The organism is Sebaldella termitidis ATCC 33386, assembly GCF_000024405.1.
Classification (GTDB): Bacteria; Fusobacteriota; Fusobacteriia; order Fusobacteriales; family Leptotrichiaceae; genus Sebaldella; species Sebaldella termitidis.
In genome coordinates this window covers 2,949,614-2,968,517 of the sequence record NC_013517.1, presented here as the reverse complement: position 1 = coordinate 2,968,517, position 18,904 = coordinate 2,949,614, and the positions used below count along the sequence as shown (strand labels likewise).

20 protein-coding genes and 5 tRNA genes are annotated in these 18,904 nt (G+C 32.6%); 21 read left to right on the top strand and 4 right to left on the bottom strand.

The window, feature by feature from the left end; translation table 11 throughout:
• Position 1: 1 nt before the first annotated feature.
• Both STERM_RS13685 and STERM_RS13680 read left to right on the top strand, forming a co-directional pair.
• Positions 2–637: a riboflavin synthase gene (locus tag STERM_RS13685; protein WP_012862218.1), complete on the top strand. Its 636-nt coding sequence runs from the start codon at positions 2–4 to the stop codon at positions 635–637.
• A gap of 14 nt (positions 638–651) precedes the next feature.
• Positions 652–1,854, top strand: a complete 1,203-nt coding sequence (locus tag STERM_RS13680; RefSeq protein WP_012862217.1) for a bifunctional 3,4-dihydroxy-2-butanone-4-phosphate synthase/GTP cyclohydrolase II — start codon at positions 652–654, stop codon at positions 1,852–1,854.
• 123 nt (positions 1,855–1,977) lie between these two features.
• Here STERM_RS13680 and STERM_RS13675 read toward each other — a convergent pair whose 3' ends face one another.
• Entirely contained in the window at positions 1,978–2,532 is a 555-nt protein-coding gene (locus tag STERM_RS13675) for an NAD(P)H-dependent oxidoreductase (protein WP_012862216.1), read from the bottom strand.
• Between the two features lie 69 nt (positions 2,533–2,601).
• Complete coding sequence (locus STERM_RS13670) at positions 2,602–3,090, bottom strand: thioredoxin family protein (protein WP_012862215.1); 489 nt, start codon at positions 3,088–3,090, stop codon at positions 2,602–2,604.
• Positions 3,091–3,358: 268 nt separating this feature from the next.
• Here STERM_RS13670 and STERM_RS13665 point away from each other — a divergent pair, with 268 nt between their 5' ends.
• From STERM_RS13665 to STERM_RS22555, 5 genes are all read left to right on the top strand, one after another.
• Positions 3,359–4,192, top strand: a complete 834-nt coding sequence (locus tag STERM_RS13665; protein ID WP_012862214.1) for a class I SAM-dependent methyltransferase — start codon at positions 3,359–3,361, stop codon at positions 4,190–4,192.
• Positions 4,193–4,361: 169 nt separating this feature from the next.
• Positions 4,362–5,159 (top strand): Cof-type HAD-IIB family hydrolase, encoded by a 798-nt coding sequence (locus STERM_RS13660; RefSeq protein WP_012862213.1) that lies wholly within the window; start codon positions 4,362–4,364, stop codon positions 5,157–5,159.
• Between the two features lie 11 nt (positions 5,160–5,170).
• The gene (locus tag STERM_RS13655) at positions 5,171–5,533 is read left to right on the top strand and encodes a response regulator (RefSeq protein WP_012862212.1); all 363 of its coding nucleotides are present in this window, start codon (positions 5,171–5,173) and stop codon (positions 5,531–5,533) included.
• A gap of 62 nt (positions 5,534–5,595) precedes the next feature.
• A complete protein-coding gene (locus STERM_RS13650; RefSeq protein WP_041310015.1) occupies positions 5,596–6,090 on the top strand; it encodes a flavin reductase family protein in 495 nt (164 codons plus the stop codon).
• A gap of 385 nt (positions 6,091–6,475) precedes the next feature.
• Complete coding sequence (locus tag STERM_RS22555) at positions 6,476–6,643, top strand: hypothetical protein (protein ID WP_244407171.1); 168 nt, start codon at positions 6,476–6,478, stop codon at positions 6,641–6,643.
• Positions 6,644–6,905: 262 nt separating this feature from the next.
• Here STERM_RS22555 and sppA read toward each other — a convergent pair whose 3' ends face one another.
• A complete protein-coding gene (sppA, locus tag STERM_RS13645) occupies positions 6,906–8,660 on the bottom strand; it encodes a signal peptide peptidase SppA (RefSeq protein ID WP_012862210.1) in 1,755 nt (584 codons plus the stop codon).
• A 156-nt stretch (positions 8,661–8,816) separates the two neighbouring features.
• Between sppA and STERM_RS13640 the strand changes: the two genes are divergently transcribed.
• Entirely contained in the window at positions 8,817–9,227 is a 411-nt protein-coding gene (locus STERM_RS13640) for a GNAT family N-acetyltransferase (protein WP_012862209.1), read from the top strand.
• Between the two features lie 99 nt (positions 9,228–9,326).
• On the opposite strand, the gene STERM_RS13635 is transcribed toward STERM_RS13640, so the two are convergent.
• Positions 9,327–9,974, bottom strand: coding sequence for a YiaD family glycine zipper/OmpA-like lipoprotein (locus STERM_RS13635; RefSeq protein WP_012862208.1), 648 nt, complete (start codon positions 9,972–9,974; stop codon positions 9,327–9,329).
• A 490-nt stretch (positions 9,975–10,464) separates the two neighbouring features.
• Between STERM_RS13635 and STERM_RS13630 the strand changes: the two genes are divergently transcribed.
• The 13 genes from STERM_RS13630 to dusA all read left to right on the top strand — a co-directional run bounded on the left by STERM_RS13630 (position 10,465) and on the right by dusA (position 18,759).
• Positions 10,465–10,539 (top strand) — tRNA-Glu (locus STERM_RS13630).
• A gap of 16 nt (positions 10,540–10,555) precedes the next feature.
• Positions 10,556–10,631, top strand: a tRNA-Val gene (locus tag STERM_RS13625).
• Between the two features lie 41 nt (positions 10,632–10,672).
• Positions 10,673–10,749, top strand: a tRNA-Asp gene (locus tag STERM_RS13620).
• Positions 10,750–10,765: 16 nt separating this feature from the next.
• Positions 10,766–10,841, top strand: a tRNA-Thr gene (locus STERM_RS13615).
• Positions 10,842–10,852: 11 nt separating this feature from the next.
• Positions 10,853–10,937 (top strand) — tRNA-Tyr (locus STERM_RS13610).
• 59 nt (positions 10,938–10,996) lie between these two features.
• Positions 10,997–11,353: a YbaB/EbfC family nucleoid-associated protein gene (locus STERM_RS13605; protein ID WP_012862207.1), complete on the top strand. Its 357-nt coding sequence runs from the start codon at positions 10,997–10,999 to the stop codon at positions 11,351–11,353.
• A gap of 612 nt (positions 11,354–11,965) precedes the next feature.
• On the top strand, positions 11,966–12,205 hold the full coding sequence (locus STERM_RS13600) for a thioredoxin domain-containing protein (protein ID WP_012862206.1): 240 nt from the start codon (positions 11,966–11,968) through the stop codon (positions 12,203–12,205).
• 73 nt (positions 12,206–12,278) lie between these two features.
• A complete protein-coding gene (nrdI, locus tag STERM_RS13595; protein ID WP_012862205.1) occupies positions 12,279–12,647 on the top strand; it encodes a class Ib ribonucleoside-diphosphate reductase assembly flavoprotein NrdI in 369 nt (122 codons plus the stop codon).
• On the top strand, positions 12,644–14,734 hold the full coding sequence (gene nrdE, locus STERM_RS13590; protein WP_012862204.1) for a class 1b ribonucleoside-diphosphate reductase subunit alpha: 2,091 nt from the start codon (positions 12,644–12,646) through the stop codon (positions 14,732–14,734). Before nrdI ends, nrdE begins: the two co-directional genes overlap by 4 nt.
• Before the next feature lie 22 nt (positions 14,735–14,756).
• Positions 14,757–15,752 carry a class 1b ribonucleoside-diphosphate reductase subunit beta gene (nrdF, locus tag STERM_RS13585; protein ID WP_012862203.1) on the top strand — a complete coding sequence of 332 codons (996 nt, stop codon included), beginning with the start codon at positions 14,757–14,759 and terminating at the stop codon, positions 15,750–15,752.
• A gap of 191 nt (positions 15,753–15,943) precedes the next feature.
• Positions 15,944–16,459 (top strand): hypothetical protein, encoded by a 516-nt coding sequence (locus STERM_RS13580; protein ID WP_012862202.1) that lies wholly within the window; start codon positions 15,944–15,946, stop codon positions 16,457–16,459.
• A gap of 13 nt (positions 16,460–16,472) precedes the next feature.
• Entirely contained in the window at positions 16,473–17,660 is a 1,188-nt protein-coding gene (locus STERM_RS13575; RefSeq protein WP_012862201.1) for an amidohydrolase, read from the top strand.
• 85 nt (positions 17,661–17,745) lie between these two features.
• Positions 17,746–18,759: a tRNA dihydrouridine(20/20a) synthase DusA gene (gene dusA / locus STERM_RS13570; RefSeq protein WP_012862200.1), complete on the top strand. Its 1,014-nt coding sequence runs from the start codon at positions 17,746–17,748 to the stop codon at positions 18,757–18,759.
• Positions 18,760–18,904 lie beyond the last annotated feature (145 nt).

Genomic DNA, 18,904 nt, shown 5'->3' with positions numbered 1-18,904 from the left:
CATTTTTACAGGATTAATAGAGGAAATAGGGAAAATAGCAAATATAAAAAATAAAAATCAGGGACTTGAGATAGAAATAGAAGCGGAAAAGGTTCTGGAAAATGTAAATATAGGTGACAGTATTGCTGTGAATGGAGTTTGTCTTACAGTAACAGGATATAAAAAAAATTTATTTACGGCAGATGCGATGTACGAAACAATAAACAGATCAAATCTGAAAAGACTGCGTTCAGGAGATAAAGTTAATCTTGAAAAATCTTTGACTCTTTCAAAGCCGCTTGGAGGACATCTGGTGACAGGAGATGTTGAGTGTGAAGGTGAGATTATCTCGGTAGAAACAAATGGAATAGCCAGACATTATAAAATAAAGATGGACAAAAAATATATGAAATATGTAGTGGAAAAAGGAAGAATTACATTGGACGGAGCAAGTCTGACAGTAATTGATGCAGAAAATGATACCTTTAGTGTATCTCTGATTCCTCATACCATAAAAAATATTATACTGGGAAGTAAAAAAAACGGAGACCTGGTTAATATAGAAACAGACTTATTTGCAAAATATGTAGAAAAAATACTTAATTCAGAAAAAGAAACAGGATTGACACAGGAATTTTTGAGCAAAAATGGTTTTTAGAGAGGAGAAATAACATGTTTAATACTATAAATGAAGCTCTTGAGGACATTAGAAATGGAAAGCCGGTTATTATTGTAGATGATGAGAACAGGGAAAATGAAGGGGATCTTTTTATTCCTGCGGAAACGATAAGTGAAGAAGTGGTAAATTTCATGGTAAAAGAGGCAAGAGGACTTATGTGTGTACCGCTCACAAAGGACAGAGCAGACAGACTGGGGCTTTATTATATGGCAGAAAAAAATACTGATAGTCACGGAACAGCTTTTACAGTATCTGTGGATTCATATGAGAATACTACTACAGGGATATCAGTACAGGACAGACTTGCCACAATTAAAGATCTTGCTGATAATGCCAAAGGAGAAAATGATTTTAGAAAGCCCGGACATATATTTCCCCTGATAGCAAAAGAAAACGGTGTTCTTGAAAGAAAGGGACATACCGAGGCAGCAGTGGATATATGCAGAATAGCAGGTTTTCAGGAAGTCGGGGTAATAATAGAAATATTAAAAGATGACGGTACGATGGCAAGAAGAGATGATCTTTTGAAATTTGCCGGAGACAATAATCTTAAAATAATAACAATCGAGGATCTGATATTATATAGAAAAATAAATGAAAAACTGGTTCAAAGAGAAGTTACCGCCAATCTTCCTACTAAATACGGCAATTTTAAAATAGCTGCTTACAATGATAAAATAGAAAAGAAAGAATATGTTGTCATGATAAAAGGAGAAATAAAAGGAAAAGAAAATGTAAGCACAAGACTGCACTCTGAATGTCTTACCGGGGATGTATTCGGCTCTAAAAGATGTGACTGCGGAGAGCAGCTGGAAAGAGCTCTGGCTGAACTTGAGGAAAAAGGAGAGGGGATACTTATTTATCTTAGACAGGAAGGCAGAGGAATAGGACTTATAAACAAACTGAAAGCTTATAATCTTCAAGATGAAGGATATGATACTATAGAGGCTAATCATCAACTGGGGTTCGGCGATGACATGAGAGATTATGCCGTAGCAGCACAAATAATAAAGGATATGGAAATAAAATCAGTTTCAATTATGACAAATAACCCGCAAAAAATAAACGGACTGGAAAAATACGGGATAAAAGTATCTGACAGAGAAGAACTGGAAATAAAATCAAATGATGTAGACAGAAATTATTTGAAAACAAAAAAATATAAAATGGGACATATTTTAAAACAGGAATTATAATTAATAAAATCGGAAAAGAAAAATCCTAAAATTAAATATACTTGTTAATATAAAAGCTGTCCGGCTCTCTGAAATTCTCTTTCAGTATGCCGGACAGTTTTAAATTATAGATTTAAAAAAATTTTATATTAAATTCTCAAGCTCAGACAGCATTTTTTCACGATTATCAGAACCAAAATAATTGATACTGGAAATTTCAAAGCCTCTAAATAAGAAAGTTGCTGAAAAAATAGCATCCATAGCAGATTTGACACCGCTTTCCTCATAATATTTCAATGCTGCTCCCATAGGTGAAAAAGTTGAAATAGTTTTTCCTGTCATTAATTTATTAATGCTCCCGTCGCTGTTATAGCTGTAGGCAAAGTTTTGGGAAAGAACTCTGTCAATATATCCTTTCATTAAGGCAGGCATTGCTGATGAATAAATAGGGAAAATAAGAAATACGCTGTCGGCATTCTTCAAATATTCCTGTTCTTTCATTACATCTTCTCTGTATTTTCCCTGAAAAGCCGAAGATATATCATTTTCAGTGATGACAGGGTCAAACTGGAGAGCGTAAAGATCTCTTACTTCTACATTCTCATCTCTCTTTTTTAAAATACCAATCAATCCGTTTTTTATTTTATTACTGCAGCTGTCTGAAATAGGTGAACAGCAAATAATCAAATTGTTTTTCAAAATAATCACCCTTTTTTATTAGATATAAAATCAGGGAACAAAATAGTCCCTGTTTTTAGTATTATTATATTAAGGCAGGTCATTTTCCTTATCTGCTTTCAAAACAATATTAAGGATTTCTTTCTCTACCTCTTTATTATAGACTCCTGTACGATAATTATAACGGAGCTCGCTTGAATCTTCTCCATCCTTTATTTTTTCCCAGACAAAGTTCGGAAGTTCCAGATAAACAAGATGAGCTTTACCGTTCACATATGAAAACATGCTGGGGATTTTTGCTTCTTTTGATAATGAAGCAAGGAGCTCAAGGTTATCCTTTCTTGACAAATATGTAACATGGATAAAAGGATTAAGCTCTGCGAACTTCTCCATAAAGGGAACAAAAGCTCTGCAGTCAGGACAGTAAGGTTCGGCAAAAATGACAAAAGAGATTTTTTTGCTTACAGCTTTGACCTTTTCTTCTGTTTCTTTACTAAGTATTATTTTATCCATAATTTTTAACTGCTTAGCTTTGTCAGCTTCATCAGAATAGTTTAAATATTCACTAAAATCATTCATATAAAATCACCTCATTAACCATATTATAAACTAAAATGAAAAAAAAAGAAAGCATTTCAAAGAAAAGAAGAGCGGGAAATTTGATTTCGGAGTTTTCAGTTATAAAAAAATATGGTACAATAACGTTGAATTTGATAACTTGAGTTTATTTATTAATATAATGATGAATTTTTGTTTCCAAAGGATAAATGATAATGGGGAGATATGGAATGTAAAAAAAACAGACAAACTGAAATAAAATTAAAAAATTATAGGAGAAAACAACTTTATGAATAGATTATTACTAAAATATTTAGAAAAAAGACCTGCAGCTTATGAAGTAACAGGACTTAAATTTTGGGATGATCCCCATATATCAAAAGGAATGCTTGCTGCACACCTAAATACTGAATTAGAAAGTGCTACACGAAAACTTGATTTTATAAAAAAATCTGTTGACTGGATAAAAGAAATAACGGATGGAGAAAATAGAAAAAAACTTTTGGATCTTGGGTGCGGACCGGGAATTTATGCGGAATTATTTGCAGAAAGAGGATTTGATGTAACAGGAATAGATATTTCCGGGCGTTCAATAGATTATGCGAAAGAGAATACTGTAAAAAAAAGAAGTAATATAAAATATTATCAAAAAAGCTATCTGGAGATGGAATATTCAGAAGAATTTGATATTATAACACTGATTTACTGTGATTTCGGAGTATTAAATCCTGAAGAAAGGGAAATACTGTTAAAAAAAATATATAAAGCTCTAAAACCGGGAGGAATGCTTATATTCGATGTTTTTTCAGAAAAGGAATATCAAATGAAAGAGGAGAATACAAGCTGGTCATATAATAACGGAGGATACTGGAGCGAAAATCCGTATGTTTGCCTTTATTCATTCAACAGATATTATGAAGCAGCGGTTTTTCTTGAACAATATGTAATTCTGGAGGAAGAAAGTGTAAAATGTTATAATCTCTGGAATAAAGCTTTTTCTGCAGAAGAGCTTCACCGAGATCTTGGAGAGGCTGGTTTTCATAAATGCGGGTTTTATGATGATATATCAGGGAAAAATTTCACAGAAAACAGCAATGTGATATGTGCAGCAGCATATAAATAACAATAATCAACAGTTAACAAATAACAGGCAGGTCTAAAAACAGACTTGCTTTTTTATTGAAATATTTGAACTCAAGGAATGAAATATAAACAGAAGCAAATAAATTAAAAAAGTTTCTTTTTCAGGTAAATTGTGGTAGAATAAAGGAAAAACAAGAGGTGAGCTCAAAATGTACAGGGCAGTCGTAACAGACCTTGACGGTACTTTATTAAACAATGAAAAGGAAGTTTCTGAATTTTCAAAAGAAGTGATCAACAAAATAAGGGAAAAAGGAGTAAAATTCTTTATTGCAACGGGAAGATCTTATCCTGATACAAAAAGAATAATGGAAACAATAGGAATAAAAGTTCCTTTGATTACATCAAACGGTGCAAGAATAAATGATGAAAACGGGGAAACAATATATGCAAATGATCTGGAAAAAAAGTATATAAGAAAAATTCTGGAAATGGATTATAAAAAATACGGGGAAGAAATATTTCTAAATCTGTATTCTGACAATGTATGGTATATTACAGAAGAAATGACAATGGATCCTTTCAAGGATCTGAAATATTTTCTGCCGCATAAAATAACTGTAGAAGAAGCAAAACAGATGTCAGTTTCAAAGTTTTTTTTCATAGGGGATCACGAGCATTTGATGAGACTGGAAAAAGAGTTATTCTTACTGACAGACGGCAATGTAAATATAGCAATGGTTACTCCGGAATGTCTGGAGGTATTTGATATAGAAGTTCATAAAGGCAATGCAATAAAGATTTTAATGAAAAAGGAAAAAATTAAAATGTCTGAAGTAGTGGCTTTCGGTGATGGTTTTAATGATTATGAAATGTTAAAAATGGTAGGAAAAGGATATGTTATGGGAAATGCACTTTATCAGCTTAAAGAAGCACTCCCAGACAATGAAATAATAGGTACCTGCGATTCTGATGCAGAAGCCAAAAAATTAATTGAATTATTTTTGTAGAGGTGGTAGAAATGGCTAAAAAAGCATTGGTGGTTGATGATACACCCTATATCAGGGCTGATATCAGAGAGATATTGGAAAGAAACGGATTTGAAGTAACAGAAGCTGAAAACGGTGCAGAAGCAGTGGAATTATATAAAGAAGGAAGGCCTGATCTGGTAACAATGGATATAAATATGCCTAAAATTCACGGATTGCGTGCTACACAAATGATTACTAATTTTGATCCGAATGCCAATATTATAATTTGCAGCACTATGGTAGCGCTGTCAAATTATGTTAAACTGGGAAAAGAAGCAGGGGCAAAGGCTTTTTTATCAAAACCTTTTTCTGAAGGAGAGCTCTTAAAAGAAATAAAAAGATTAAATATATAAGAAAAAGACCTTATAATTAAGAGGTCTTTTTATGTTTATAAATTATTGAAAGCGGTGATATTATGGATTTTACTATGAATATGGAAAAAACAATGTCAAAAATAAAAAACGGGGCATTTTTAAGCGTCAGATCAAGAACTAAGGTGAACACAATGACTATAGGATGGGGATATATGGGAATTATGTGGAATAAACCTTATTTTATGGTTTTGGTAAGACCGCACAGATATACGAATGAGCTGTTGGAAAACGGAGAAGATTTCACAGTGAGTATTCCTTTTGGGAGTAATTTAAATAAAGAACTGGGTATATGCGGCACAAAATCAGGCATAGATATAGATAAATCTGAAATAGTGGAATTTGTCCCTTCTAAATTAACAAAATCACCTGTAATAAAAGGGTGTGACATGTATTATGAATGTAAAATAAGATTTAAACAGCTCATGAACGGCGAGGAATTTCCCGAGGATGTTAAGAGTGCTAATTATCCTCAAAAAGATTATCATTATATGTATTTCGGAGAAATAATAGAGTGTTACAGTAATGATGGAAAATAAACTGTTATAAATAAATATAAGGATTCTATAAATTTATTATGCTGTTTTATTTTATAAATATAATTTTATTTGTAGAATTTAAATTAAAAAATATCTGATAAAAATAAAATTATACTTTTATAATTCTTAAAATAGATTTTGTTATTGAAACGGAGTCTTCCTGCTTAATGCGTATAAAACAATATCTCAAGATCTTTTTTATTGAATAAAATAATTTTTATTAAAATATTTGAGAAAAATAATAAGATTTGATTTGGACAGTGGTATAAAAAATACCAAGAGATAACCGCTATGGCAGGTAACTGGAAGATTTTAAAAATGGAACCATGTAATTTACCACAAAAACTGACAATAGTATTTTTAGAAATAATGAAGGATACGGCGGGTGCTAATTTTATATTGTGCTGCACAAATAGTAAACGGAACAAACCATATACGATTCTGTAAGCAGACACTGATAACAAATCCCCCAAAGGAGAATATTGTCAAAATGATACTGCATGAAACATTGGATGGAAAGTTTATTATACCTGCTATTGAAAGTATAATGTAAAAAAATTAATAAATAAAGGCTGTATTATAGGATTTTATGAGAGCAAACTAGCTCTTGTGACTTCATAAAATAATACAGGAAAATCGTATGAGATTCCGGAAATTTAGATATTAAATTTCCGGATTTGTATTTTTTGGAATTTTTCAGGTAATTACAGAGTAAAATTATCTGAAAAGTAAAACAGGAACCAGTGAAAATAACACAAGAAAAATATTGTGTAATTTCAAAGGTTCCTTCTTAATTTATTTATAAATCTTCCAAATTAATAAACAAGTGATTTAATATCATATGGCAGATAATAAAGCGGTTTTGCAGAATTTTGCTTTAAAAATTCTATTTCATTCATTACTTTAGGTATATCCATAAGAGTTACCTGTGCTGTGATATATCCCGAAAGTCTTTGAAGAACTTTATTATAATCTTCTTTTACAAAGATTTCTTCTACACTGTAATTTTGTAATTTCAGATCCTTGGCCATTGCCTGTATTGTATCATCAAGTGAGCCGATCTGGTCAACAAGCCCTATTTCCTTAGCTTCATCACCGAGCCATACTTTACCCTGAGCATATTCCTCAAGTTTATCAGCTGAGATGCCTCTGTTTTTTTCAACTCTTGACTTGAACTCTTTATATGTATCCTGCATACTTGTACGTAATCTTTCCGTACTTTCTTCACTTAAATCTACAAAAGGGTCATATAAATCAGAATATTTACCTTTGGTGATACTGCTGCTGTCTATCCCCAGATTACCGGCTGCCTTTTTTATTTTTGGAATAGTACTTACTACACCAACAGAACCGGTAATAGTACTTTTGTCTGCAAAAATTTTATCTCCTGCCATTGCTATATAATAGCCGCCTGAAGCTGCGGTACTTCCCATAGAAACATAAACAGGAACAGGCATTTCAGAAAACATCTGATAGATAAGCTCGGCACTTAAGGCAGAACCACCCGGTGAATTTATTCTTAATACCACACCTTTAAGGTTATTTACTTTTTTCAGCTGTTTTATCTTTTCAGCAATACTAACCGGTGTGATAGCAATATTGTTTCCTGTATTTTCATCATACATAATAGGGCCTTCAGCATAAATAACAGCTATTTTGTCCTTTTTCTCAGGTACACGCATCTTAGCCGCATAATCATATATATCAATGATATTTTCATCTGTTATTCCAAGTCTTTGAAAAAGCTGACCAGAATACTCCAGCTTATCAATAAATCCTCTGTCCCTCGCATTAAACGGAGTGAGGAAAGAACTGTCGCCATTCATGACATCAGCAGAAAGCTTATTTTTATCAATTTTTCTTGCTTTAGAAATATTTTCCGTAAATATATCAAGTCTTCTGTCAAAAATTCTTGTCAGCTCGCCTTTCAGCTCGTCAGAGATGGAAGTCCTTGTATAATTCTCACCGTATGATTTAAAATCACCAATATGGATAACTTTAATATCAATTCCAAGCTTGTCAAAAAGATTTTTATAATACAGACTTGAATAATGATAGCCTGTAATTGACAAATCTGCTGATGCTGACGGAACCATGCTGATTTCACTTGCATTTACTGCCAGTGAATATTTATTATTATCGATATAGCTTCCATAGGCATATATCTTCTTTCCGCTCTTTTTTATTTTTTCAAATTTTGGTATGAGTTCTTCAATCTGTGAAGAATTCAGTGAAATCTGGTCTAGATTAATAATAACACCTTTGACTTTAGGATCCTGGGCTATATAATCTACAGAATTGACTATTTTATAAAAATTTACATTATATTTGGAATTTACAAAGAGTTTGTTATTTAATTTGTCCTCGGTAGGATCATAAGGATTAAATACAACATATTCATAATTCTTATTTACAGTATTTTTTTGTTCAAGGATTTTCCCCATTGAAGCTGCAAAAATAAGAAAAACAATTGTAAAAACAACTATTGCAAGTAATAATTTTAAAAAAAACGAGTATATTTCTTTTATTGTAAAAATGAAAAAACTTTTTATGAAATCAAAGAATTTCATGTTATACCTCCTAAGTGTAAAGTATATCATTTATAGGTTAATTTATCAATGGGGAAAATGAAAAAAGGCTGTTCAAAAATAAAGTTGACTTATTTGTAATTATAATATTAAAATCAATTATCAAAAAAAATCTAATAATTATAACAGGAGAAAAATATGAAATTACAGATAAAGGAAACAGAGCTTAGCAGGGTATGGAAATTAAGATATGAAGTTATGTATCCTGAAAAGGATATAGAATATGTAAAGCTGGAAGAGGATGAAAAGGGGATACATTTAGGGCTTTATGCAGATGATAAATTAATGTCAGTAATATCTTTATTTACAGAAAATGACAGTATTCAATTCAGAAAATTTGCCACTCTTGCAGCAGAGCAGGGAAAAGGATACGGAACAATGCTTCTTAATGAGGTTATTGATTATGCAGGAAGAAATAATATAAAAAAGATATGGTGTAATTCAAGAATAGAAAAAACAGGATTTTATGAAAAATTTGGTTTTAAGAAGACAAACAAAAAATATGAACAGGATGGCAGAAGGTTTATTATAGTGGAAAAAATATTATAGATTTTATTGCAGCTATTAAGGCAGATTTATTTTTTAAAATAGAAAAACAGACTTTTAACGGCTTTATAAACCGGTCAAGTCTGTTTTTTGTTATAAATCTTATTTTGCAGTTATTTTTATTTCAACTCTTCTGTTTTGTGCACGTCCGTCAGAAGTAGAGTTAGAAGCTACAGGCTGTTTGCTTCCGTAACCTACAGCAGTTATTCTGCTGGAAGCAATACCTTCCTGTTTAAGGTAATTAGCAACACTATTTGCTCTGTTTACAGAAAGCGGGTTATTAATAGCATCATTTCCTGTACTGTCTGTATGTCCCGATACTGTAATATTAGAATCAGGATATTCTTTTAATACTGACGCGATGGAATCAAGAGTATTAGTGAATCTCGAAGAAATAGTACTGCTGTTAGTAGCAAATGTAACATTTTCCGGAGCTACCAGCTTAATTTCACCCTCAGCTGTTCTTGTAACCTCGACACCTGTTCCTTTTAGATCCTCTCTTAACTTAGCTTCCTGTTTATCAAAAACATTACCAATAACTGCTCCTACTGCAGCACCGGCAGCTGTACCTATTACAGTTCCTTTAGTGTCTTTACCTATAATTTGTCCTAGTACGGCACCGGCAGCAGCTCCTGCCCCTGCACCTATTGTAGTTTTACTTGCCTGTGTTTTCCCTGTCTCAGGATTTGTAGTTGTACAAGAGACAACTATTAAACTTAAGGCTAAAGTCATTATAAATTTATTTTTCATTGTATTACCTCCCTATCAAATTTTTAATTCTTAACATACACTATAAATTATACCAAAAAAACAATATAAATAATCATAGAAAAGCCTTAGAAAAATATTCTGTTATTAAAAAAGCGTAAGAAAGCACTGTAAAAGTAATTTTCAGAATATAAAAACAGCAGATAAAAAATATATCTACTATATATGTATGAAAAAAATAAAATTATAAATAATAAGAAATTTTGAAAAATTTATTTACTTATCAAATATAAAAAAATACATTATTTTGAAAAAAAACAGATATTATTTGTATAGGAAAACAGCTGTAAAATGCAAAAAAAACATTTTTTTTATAAAAAATAAATCCTTTGTTTTCAAGGGTTCTAGAAGACAGTAAGAAAAAAAACAAAAAAATATCAAAAATATTGTTGACGAAAGTTTTTTTTTATGATATTATCTTATTCGTCTTGAGAGGATATGAAAAAGCTTGATAACAAGCACCTCAAACTATGCGCCCTTCGTCTAGTGGTCAGGACCTCGGGTTTTCATCCCGGTAACAGGGGTTCGATCCCCCTAGGGCGTACCAAACTTAAATCCTTTACGGTCGCTTAGCTCAGTTGGGAGAGCACCTGCCTTACAAGCAGGGGGTCACTGGTTCGAGCCCAGTAGCGACCACCATTTAAGAAATATTTGGTTTATATAATTTCAAGACACCCTGTGGGGGTGTAGCTCAGCTGGTTAGAGCGCTGGCCTGTCACGCCAGAGGTCGCGGGTTCGAGCCCCGTCACTCCCGCCAACAATTTAATATTTGTGCCGCTTTAGCTCATTTGGTAGAGCAGCTGACTTGTAATCAGCAGGTGGTTGGTTCGAATCCGACAAGCGGCACCATTTAATTTTCTGGTGAGGTTCCCGAGCGGCCAAAGGGATCAGACTGTAAATCTGACGGCTACGCCTTCGAAGGTTCGAATCCTTCTCTCACCACCATTTTTTTTAAAAAAATTTTGAAAATATATAGTTATAATTCTGAGGAGGCTTAATAAACAATGGTTAGAAAAATAAAAAAACCAGGGGCATCACAAGGCGGACAGCAAGATATCATTAGACAGGCTCAGCAAATGCAGCAGGAAATGCTAAAAATACAAGAAGAGCTAAAAGATAAAACAGTGGAGACATCAGTAGGCGGCGGAGCAGTAACTATAAAAGCAAATGGTCAAAAGCAGATTTTAGAAATGAATTTATCATTAGATATATTAAAAGATGCTGTAGAGGATGAAGATGCTTCTATAGTAGCAGATATGATCATAAATGCAGTAAACGAAGTATTGGAAAAAGCCGAAGAGCTTGCAGAAAAAGAAATGGAGCTTGTAACAGGCGGAGTAAATATTCCAGGTTTATTCTAAAGATTGATATAAAACGACACCGTAATGGTGTTTTTTTTATTTGTAATTTTTATGATAATTATATTTAATAAATGAAAGATATATTTTAAGGCATTCAAAAATAATTTTCAGAATAAAAACTAATTTTCTATTTTAATCTGTTTGTATTAAGTAAATATTATACTCTGTATCATTCAGAGAAATTTTCTCTCTTCCTGCTGCCTGCCGGCAGTATCATATCAGTTAATTCTGTGTTACAGAAAAATATCCGGCATCAATATATAAGATTATATCTCAGTATAAGTGAAATATTTGGAGCAAATAAAAAAAATGATTATTTTTATCATTGATTTTACTTGCTGTGTTAAAAAAAGATATGTATTTTATCAGTATATTCAAGGGCTTTATTTATGAGAACCATATTTTTTTATGAATAAATCTAAATGTACAAATATAAAAAATATATATATTCCTGAAAAGTAATGAAATCAATATTGAAACATCATTTTTAGTTAGTATATACAAATAAAATGAAAATATAGTTTGAATTTTTTATAAATAGTTTGTATACTACATATAGATTTATAAATATTAAAAAACACTATATATAGTGTTTGCGAAGGGAAGATATATATGAAAAAGATAATAAAATTTGAAAAAAATGACTGCAATCCATGTGCAATGGTGTCAGATTTATTAGATAAAAGCGGTGTGGAGTATGAAAAAGTAAATCCGTTTGACAGTCCTGAGCTGGCTGTAAAATATAAAATCAGATCAGTTCCCACAGTAATATTATTTGAACATGATCAGGAATTAAGAAGAACTGTAGGGTTCAAACCGGAAGAATTAAAAGAAATTATGGACTCTTTATAAATATAACAGGTGGCAAAAGATATTGGATATTACCTTGTCGCCTTTTATTATCTAAGGAAAGCGAGGTTATGATATGAAATATATATATTATGACTCTAAAACAGGCAATGTAGAAAGATTTATAAATAAAATACGGCCTTTAAAAAATTGGATTTTTATTAAAATAAATGAAGAAACTGTTGCTGAAAACAAAGGACATCTTGTGACATTCACCACTAATTTCGGTGAAGTCTCAAAAACAACAGAAAAATTTCTTTTGAAAAATAATGAAAAGATACTGAGTGTATCGTCAAGCGGCAATATGAACTGGGGGAAATTATATGCCCTGGCAGCAGATAAAATATCAGAACATTACAATATACCTGTTATTTTAAAATTTGAACTGGCAGGATTGAATTCGGAAGTAGAAACATTTATAAGAAAAGTGGAGGAAATAAGATGATAGCAAAAAAATGGATATTTCTCAATAATGAGATAATGATAAAAAAAGATGACGAGTTTCAGCTGGAGAAAGATAAAGAAGCAGTAAAATCATATTTTCTGGATTATGTAAATAAAAATACTGTTTTTTTCTATACTTTGAAAGAAAAAATTGATTATCTCATAGAAAATGATTATTATATTGATTTTTACAAGATGTATACCTTTGAAGAAATACAAAAAGTATTTACGCTGGTATATGATAAAAAATTCAGATTTCCGTCGTTTATGAGTGCATTTAAGTTTTATCAGAGCTATGCACTGAGAGATGATTCCGGAGAAAAGTTTTTGGAGAGATATGAGGACAGAATAGCGGTTATTTCATTGTATCTTGGACAGGGAAACCTTACACAGTCGCTGGAATATGCCGAAATGCTGATAAATCAAGAATATCAGCCTGCTACACCAACATTTTTGAATTCCGGAAAGAAAAGATCAGGAGAATTAGTATCATGTTTTCTGGATGAAATCGGTGATAACCTGAACGGAATAGGTTATGCTGTTGATTCTGCCATGAAGCTTTCATCAATAGGCGGAGGAGTGGCACTTAATCTCTCAAAGCTGAGAGGAAGGGGAGAATCTATCAAGGGAGTGGAAGGAAGAGCAAGCGGAGTGCTTCCTATAATGAAAATACTTGAAGATATTTTCTCTTATGCAAATCAGCTTGGTCAGAGAGCCGGTGCAGGAGCTGTATATCTGAATGTATTTCATTCGGATATAGAAGAATTTCTTGACTGTAAGAAGATAAACGTAGATGAAAAGGTAAGAATAAAGTCATTGTCAATAGGAGTTATAATACCTGATAAATTTATGGAGCTGGCAGAAAAAGACGAGCCTTATTATGTATTTCATGCTCATACGGTGTTTCAGGAATATGGAAAATATCTTGATGATATGGATATGAATGAAATGTACGAGGAATTGGTAGATAATCCCAATGTGAAAAAGAAAAAGCTGAATGCAAGACATCTGCTTGTGAAAATAGCACAGACACAAAAAGAAAGCGGTTATCCATATTTATTCTTTAAAGATAATGCAAATAATGAACATGCTTTAAAAGATATAGGAGAAGTAAAATTTTCAAATCTTTGTACAGAGATAATGCAGCTTTCAGAAGTTTCGGATATAGGAACATATTATGAAGAAGACACAATAAGAAGAGGTATCTCATGTAATCTTGGGTCATTGAATATAGTGACTGTAATGGAAAATAAGAGAATAAAAGAGGCTGTAAAAACAGCAATGGAATCTCTTACAATGGTTTCTGACCTCACAAATATAGACATGGTTCCTTCTATAAAAAAAGCAAACGAGGAGCTGCACAGTGTGGGGCTTGGGGCAATGAATCTTCACGGTTTCTTCGCAAAAAACTTTATAATGTATGAAAGCAGAGAAGCACTGGATTTTTGTAATGTATTTTTCATGATCGTAAATTATTATTCAATAGAAAAATCAATGGAAATAGCCAGAGACAGAAATAAGAGATTTAAAGACTTTGAAAAATCAGAATATGCTAAAGGAACTTATTTTGATAAATATACAGAACACGAATATATGCCTAAAACAGAAAAAGTAAAAGAACTTTTTGACGGGATTCATATTCCTACTAAGGAAGACTGGGAAATCCTTAAAGGACAGGTTATGAAAAACGGTATGTATCATGCATACAGAATGGCAATAGCTCCGAATCAGTCTACTTCTTATATATTAAGCTCTACAGCATCTGTAATGCCTATAGTAGATACTATAGAAGTAAGAGAGTACGGAGACAGCACAACATTTTACCCTATGCCTTACCTGACAAATGATAATTATTTCTTTTACAAGTCAGCATATGACATGGATCAAAAAAGTCTGATAAAACTGATTTCTGTTATTCAGAGACACGTTGATCAAGGGATATCAACAATTTTATATACTAACAGCAGTGATAATACAAGAGATCTGGCTAAATATTATGTATATGCCCATAAAATGGGTCTTAAATCACTATATTATACAAGAACGAGAAAAGCTACAATAGATGAATGCGTATCGTGCGCGGTTTAGAAAAGGAAAGGTGGAAATAAATATGGAAAAATACATTGCGGTTAACTGGAATACACCGGAAAATGATTATGTGGAAATGTTTTGGGAGCAGAACCTGAAACAATTTTGGATAGATACGGAATATATACCTTCAAAGGATATAGATTCATGGAATTCACTGGAGCAGGAAATGAGAGAGGCATATAAGAAAGCACTGGGAGGACTTACACTTCTTGATACATTACAGAGTCACACTGGAATGCCGAAAGTAATAGATCATATAGATTCGCTTCAGAATAAATCTGTGCTGTCTTATATGTGTATGATGGAAACTATTCATGCGAAGTCATATTCAACAATATTTACTACTGTGGCAACAACTCCGGAGATAAATGAAATATTTAACTGGGTGCAGGAAAATGAATATCTTCAGTTTAAGGCAAGAACAATAGATTCTTATTATAGAAAATTAGATAAAAAGGACGCTACTGACGAGGAGATATTCATGGCTCTGAGTTCGTCTGTACTACTGGAAACATTCTTATTCTACAGCGGATTTTTTCTTCCTCTGTGGCTTGCAGGCCAGGGACAGATGGGGGCCAGCTGTGATATAATAAAAAAAATAATAGCGGATGAATCAATACACGGAGTATTTGTAGGGCTTCTGGCACAGGAATTCTTCAAAAAATTTACTCCTGAAGATCAACAGAGAATAGAGAAAAATCTAAAGGAGCTCATGTATGTGCTGTATGAAAATGAATTAAAATACACTGATGAGGTATATACAGAAATAGGCTTATCTGGTGATGTAAAAGAATATATAAGATATAATGCGAATAAAGCGCTGATGAATCTGGGATTCGATGAAGAGTTTGAGGTGAAAGAAGTGAATCCTATAGTATTAAACGGACTTAACGTGGAAACTACACAGCATGACTTTTTCTCTAAAAAATCGACAAATTATGAAAAAGCTTTGGAAATAGTTCATCTGCATGATGATGATTTCGATTTTGGAGCTGACACAGATCTTGATATATAATAAATTTTCTAAAAGAACCGGTTCAAATAAACCGGTTTTTTCTTATCTGCGGATTTCTGTTTTTAATCATAAATCTCTATTGAAGAATGCGGGAAACAGATTTTAATTTTTTTAGCGAAAAAGACTAGATTTTTATTGTTAATTCAGGTATTATTTATATTAAGCGTAAAAATAAAATTTTAGGAGGAAAAATGAAGAAGCTGGTATTTGTAGGAGTATTGTTGCTGAGTTTTGTTATTTTCCCGGAAATGACAACAGAAAATATAATAAAATATATAGACGGGAAGGATTATAAAACAGCAGCCCAAAACCTTATTATATATCAAAAAGAATCGAAATTCAAAGTAAGCAGTGAGAAAGAGGCTGAAGAAACAGTAAAAGATATTTTTGATACAAGAGAAATATTGATAAAGAATTATAAAAATATAAATATATCGAATTATAAATCTGCATTTTCAAAAGATATAAATACCGGGGAAATTCAGGGATTGCTTGCAGATGAAGGAATGAATCCCGCAGGATTTGTAAAAATATTGAATAATCTGAATTATGATAATTTTTTAATAGACTTTTTTATGGATGACCCTGATTCAGGTTATGGAATTTATGCTCTCAGATATATTCAGGATGATGACTCTGCTATTATTATTCAGATTACAAAAGAAAATAATGCTTATAAAATAACAGAAGTAATAAATTATAAATAAAGGAGCTGAAAAAATGTTAGATATAAAAAAGGTTTATCAGGAAATTGACAGGAGATATGATGAGATAGTACAGATAAGAAGGTATCTGCACATGCATCCGGAGCTTTCTTTTCATGAAACGGGGACAGCTGCATATATTGCTGATTTTTATAAAGGGAAAGATGTGGAGATAGTAACTAATATAGGCGGAGGAAACGGGATAGTAGTAACTCTGAAAGGGAAAAATCCCGGAAAAACAGCAGCAGTAAGAGCTGATTTTGATGCACTTCCCATTCAGGAAGAAAATGATATAGAATATAAATCGCAGAACCCCGGAGTTATGCATGCCTGCGGACATGACGGCCATACTGCATACCTTATGATTCTTGCAGATATTCTCATAGGGATGAAAGAGGACATAGACGGTACAATAAAGTTTGTACACCAGCCTGCAGAAGAGACACCTCCCGGCGGAGCAAAGACAATTATGGAATCAGGTATTTTAGATGATGTAGATTCGATATTCGGTATTCATGTAATGACAACAGCACCTCTCGGTACTGTGGGATATCATTCGGGAGTAACGCAGGCGGGAAGATCATATTTTAAAGTAAGGATTAACGGAAAAGGAGGACACGGGTCAATGCCGCATCTGTCAAATGATCCTATAGTGGCAGCTTCACACTTTGTGGTGGGTGTCCAGTCCATAGTAAGCAGAAGAGTTAATCCTCTGGAAACAGCAGTGGTAACTATCGGTTCTTTTGACGGAAAGGGATCATTTAATGTAATAAATGATCATGTAGAGCTTGAAGGAGATGTAAGAACACTGTCCGGCGAGGTAAGAGAGCAGGTAAAAGAAGAATTTGAAACAATACTGGACGGAATAATGAAAGCCTATAAATGTACTTATGAATTGATTTATTCGCATGATTATCCGGTTCTGGTAAATAATCCGGAAATGACGGAGCTTGTGGTTAATGCTATAAAAAATTCGGAGCTTAATGAAGTAAAAGACTTTTTAGACTGCGGACAGGTAACAGGGTCTGAGGACATGGCCTATTATCTGGAAAAGATTCCGGGAGCATATTATTATGTGGGAGCAAAACCGGAAGGAGATGTCTGGTATCCGCATCACCATCCAAAATTCAATATTGATGAGGAAAGCCTGAGAATTTCGGCTAAAACAATGGCTGCAGTAATAAAAGAATATTTGGAAAAATAATTATAGATTAGTACCTTGTTTTATAGATATCTTAAATTTAAATATTAATCAAAAAACAGGGACAGAATGATTGGAAGGAAATAAAATGAAATTAAAAAAGCCTGTAATAAGTGTAGCACCCATGGTAGATAAAACAGACAGATATTTTAGAAATTTTGTCCGTATGATAAATAAAGATGTTCTGTTATATACGGAAATGGTCACTGCACAGGCAATTATACACGGCGATCTGGAGCGTATTTTGGGCTTTGACGAAGCAGAACATCCGATAGCGCTTCAGATAGCTGCTACGACTCCTGAGGATGCATATAAAGCTGTAAAAACAGCTGAAAATTATGCTTATGATGAAATAAATCTAAATGTGGGATGTCCGTCAGACAGAGTTTCCGGAAATATGATGGGAGCATGTCTCATGGCTTACCCGGAACTTGTTCTGGATATCCTGAAAGCAATAAAAGAGGCTACAGGAAAAGCTGTTACTATAAAACACAGAATAGGGATAGACGGTAAAGGAATACTTCCTGATAATGCCGAAAAAACACTTTTTGATAAATATGAAGATATGCTGAATTTTATAAATATTATAGAAAAGGCGGGGGCAGACAGATATACTGTACATGCCAGAATAGCAGTTCTGGCGGGGCTTGATCCAAAACAGAACAGAGAAGTTCCACCTCTCAGATATGATGAGGTATACAGGCTGAAAGCTGAAAAGCCGTATATGCAGATTGAAATAAACGGTGGAATAAAAACAAAGGAAGATATAACAGAGCATCTTAAATATGTGGACGGTGTTATGATAGGCAGGGAATTTTATGATAATCCCATGCTTTTGGCAGAAGTTAATTCTTTCTATAATAACGGAGAAGAGAATATTTCCAGATATCAAGTACTGGAAAAAATGATTCCTTATTTGGAAAAGATGGAAATGAATAATGAAAGAACTCATTTATTTTTACGGCATACATTGGGGCTTTTTCATAATGTAAAAGGAAGTAAATACTGGAAGAACAGCATAAGCTCACAAAATTTGAAAAATAATAAAGGAAGTCTCATTATTCGTGAAATCTTAAAAAATTCCAAAGAATGTGAAATTTAACTTGTGAAAAAATAGTTTCATTTGATTATCAAATTATTTTCTTTGCTTGACAATTTTACAAAATGTTGTAAAATAGAGCTATAAATAATTAATGACAAGCGTATAAAATAAAAAAGTAAATTTTTCACAAAAGGGAGATGTAAAT